The organism is Photobacterium lucens (genome assembly GCF_009873615.1).
In the GTDB taxonomy this organism is placed as follows: domain Bacteria; phylum Pseudomonadota; class Gammaproteobacteria; order Enterobacterales; family Vibrionaceae; genus Photobacterium; species Photobacterium lucens.
Genome location: NZ_SSMG01000307.1, coordinates 1 through 2,724 on the forward strand (window position 1 = coordinate 1; position 2,724 = coordinate 2,724).

3 protein-coding genes are annotated in these 2,724 nt (G+C 39.5%); 1 reads left to right on the plus strand and 2 read right to left on the minus strand.

Annotated elements, in window-relative coordinates; genetic code table 11:
- Positions 1–131: 131 nt before the first annotated feature.
- Positions 132–440, plus strand: coding sequence for a hypothetical protein (locus E5A76_RS13185; protein ID WP_237459310.1), 309 nt, complete (start codon positions 132–134; stop codon positions 438–440).
- 112 nt (positions 441–552) lie between these two features.
- On the opposite strand, the gene E5A76_RS13190 is transcribed toward E5A76_RS13185, so the two are convergent.
- Together E5A76_RS13190 and E5A76_RS13195 are read right to left on the minus strand one after the other, a co-directional pair.
- Positions 553–1,740 carry a GGDEF domain-containing protein gene (locus E5A76_RS13190; RefSeq protein ID WP_161119215.1) on the minus strand — a complete coding sequence of 396 codons (1,188 nt, stop codon included), beginning with the start codon at positions 1,738–1,740 and terminating at the stop codon, positions 553–555.
- 351 nt (positions 1,741–2,091) lie between these two features.
- On the minus strand, positions 2,092–2,616 hold the full coding sequence (locus E5A76_RS13195; RefSeq protein ID WP_161119216.1) for a cytochrome b: 525 nt from the start codon (positions 2,614–2,616) through the stop codon (positions 2,092–2,094).
- Positions 2,617–2,724: the final 108 nt, after the last annotated feature.

The following is a 2,724-nucleotide window of genomic DNA, read 5'->3' on the forward strand; positions in this document are numbered from 1 at the left end:
ATAATGCTAATAACTATACCTGATGTAACTTAATCTCAATGGAAGCGCTCAGAACAAGCCTGCTACTTCAAAATACTATAATGGTAGCGATGAGACTAAACTGACTATTATTAAGGTAAAAGGAGGGAAGAATGATGAATAAAAAACGAATATTTTGTATTGGACTGCTAATCCCTCTTGTTTACGGCATGATCTGGTTCTTGTCATTATTTATCAACGACGAGCTTAATCATTTCCTTTATGAAAACCATGCTATCTTTCTTTGGCTAGCATTGCCGTGGTCATTTTTTACCATAGAAGTGGGTGCGATTTGCAGCAGTTATGCCAGTGTCTATGTGTGTAATCCGTTGACTATTTTACTCGTTAGTATTGGTTTCTCGCTTAATATGGTTGTGCTTATCATCGTGCTACGAGGGATATTTCGTTGGTTTAAACGATAACTATATAATACATTTCTTTTCTCTTTGATGTTTAAAGGAACTATTTCATAGGGTAGATGCACTCTGATAATTATTGCCAAAGTTGTGCTGCACAGGAGTTTCAAATCGTTTACTAGGCGTGTTTTAATCTTATTTCCTCACACTCACAAGGCGCTATCATCACGCAATTTCTACCACCTTGTTTAGCTTGATATAACGCTTTGTCTGCTTCTCTAATTAAGCTATCTAAATCACCACCTTTATATTGTTGAGAAACACCAATACTGATTGAGATAGGCGACATTCCTTCATGAGGTACAGGTATGTTGTGTACCGCATCACGAATGCGTTCAGCAACAATATGTGCATTGGTAAGGGGAGTATTGGGTAATAAAATCAAAAATTCTTCGCCGCCATATCGGATAGCGATGTCATTGACTCTGACACATGCTTGGATCTGCTCTGACACATTCACAATTACTTGATCGCCAACAAGATGGCCGAATTTATCGTTAATGGTTTTAAAGTGGTCTATATCACACATCATAGCGATTAATGGCAGAGGTTGCTTTGCATTACAGGTGGTTATCTGTGGTGTCAGCTTATCCATACCTCGACGGTTGTATAACGAGGTGAGGTTATCTCTTATAGAAAGTGCTTCCACTGAGTGGGTTAAACGTCCATTGACCAGCCATACTAGGTTAAATGACATTGCCATGATGAGAAACATCAATGTGAGATAAGGAATTTGATGAACCCAGCCAGCCTGCATATATTGGCTGATCTCATCAGTATTAAGCACGAGTGTGGCACGAATAAACATGGTGAGAGAAACTACGCCAAAAGCCAGTCCTAGTGTGTATTTGGGAATTGGATTATCGAGTGCTTTACCTTTAAAAATAACGATACAAGCGAAAAGTTGAGTGATACCGAAATGTAAACTCGCACTAAAAGCTCTGGCATTGAGTGAGTCTTGGATAAAGTAAAAATAAAGCAATGCAATAAACAGTGGTACTAGGCCAAAAAGTGAAATTTTGCACAGTCGAGAGCAAGCTTCGCGATATTGGCTAAATCCATAAAGACATAGAGTGAGACCGCCACACAAAATCATATTGGACAGGAGCACAGATACCCACATTGGGATCTGCCCACGTAGGAAAATTAAACTTGTGGCGATAGATATACAGAGTTGAGAAATCGCGATAAGTTTTACACCTTTGAAGTGCTTTTGTTCTAAATGAAAGAACAGCAAACCAATCCCAAAGATGAGCGAAAAAAATGATGCGAGAAAACTGACGGTTCTCATATCTAAATCTGGCATCCTGCACCTCTGAATCTTTCCAAGCGATTTCTATCCATATAGCTTGTGTACTTAAGATAATTTGATACTTCAAAAGTATACTAAGGCTGTGTTATCAATTTACAGTGAGTATGCTAAGTAACGGTCACATGTGCGATCAATATTCACAGGTTACGTAATTTACCAAATGCTTAGTAACATATCGTGTAGAGGATCTGGCGATAGATGGAAATGAGAGCGTATATGTACAAAAAGTTGTAGCAGTGAAATAGCGAAACTACGCTAATGGCTCTTGATAATAAACAGATCGTGATATGAATGAGAGGAGTCAGCCGAGTGTGGCTGACTCATTATTAGTGACTGATAATACTGTTAGCGTCCAAACATACGTTCTATTGCATGATCTCTGTTAACTAGTTGATGCTTTAGAGCGCCAATAACGTGAAGAACAATCAGTGCAATAATGATTTTGGCTGCAATCACGTGAATGGTATGTCCTAGCGAGCCTAGCCACTCAATTTTCTCACCAGCAGCAAGTATTTCTAGGCCGAAAACCTCTAAAGCTCTACCTCCGCCAGTATTCATCATGATGCCAGAAATCGGCATCAGTAGGGTGGCAAGCAATAATAGATGTTGTACGCTTTTCGCTAAAATTTGAAGGGCGCGATTTTGTTCAGGCGCACCTGTGATAGGTCCTTCTTTGAATCGCCAAATAATACGGATAAGTGCAACAGCAAGAATCATCACACCTAAGGATTTGTGGATACCAAGAAGCTCAAACTTTTCAGGTGATCTAGGCAGACCTTCTACGTATAACCCTAAGATAATTACGCCAATAAAAAGTACACCAGTGATCCAGTGAAGGGCTATTGTGGGTTTAGAAAGTTTACTGTCCATTTCTACGTATCCTTAACAATTCGATAAAAAACTATTATCCTGTCTAATATACACATCACCGACCCCACGAGCCTGCAGCTAATCGCGTAAGCGGTGTAGGTCTTGAAA

Excerpts from the sequence above, each read along its gene's own strand:
- E5A76_RS13190 (WP_161119215.1), bottom strand. The coding sequence starts at position 1,740 with ATGCCAGATTTAGATATGAGAACCGTCAGTTTTCTCGCATCATTTTTT.
- E5A76_RS13195 (WP_161119216.1), bottom strand. The coding sequence starts at position 2,616 with ATGGACAGTAAACTTTCTAAACCCACAATAGCCCTTCACTGGATCACT.
- E5A76_RS13185 (WP_237459310.1), top strand. The coding sequence starts at position 132 with ATGATGAATAAAAAACGAATATTTTGTATTGGACTGCTAATCCCTCTT.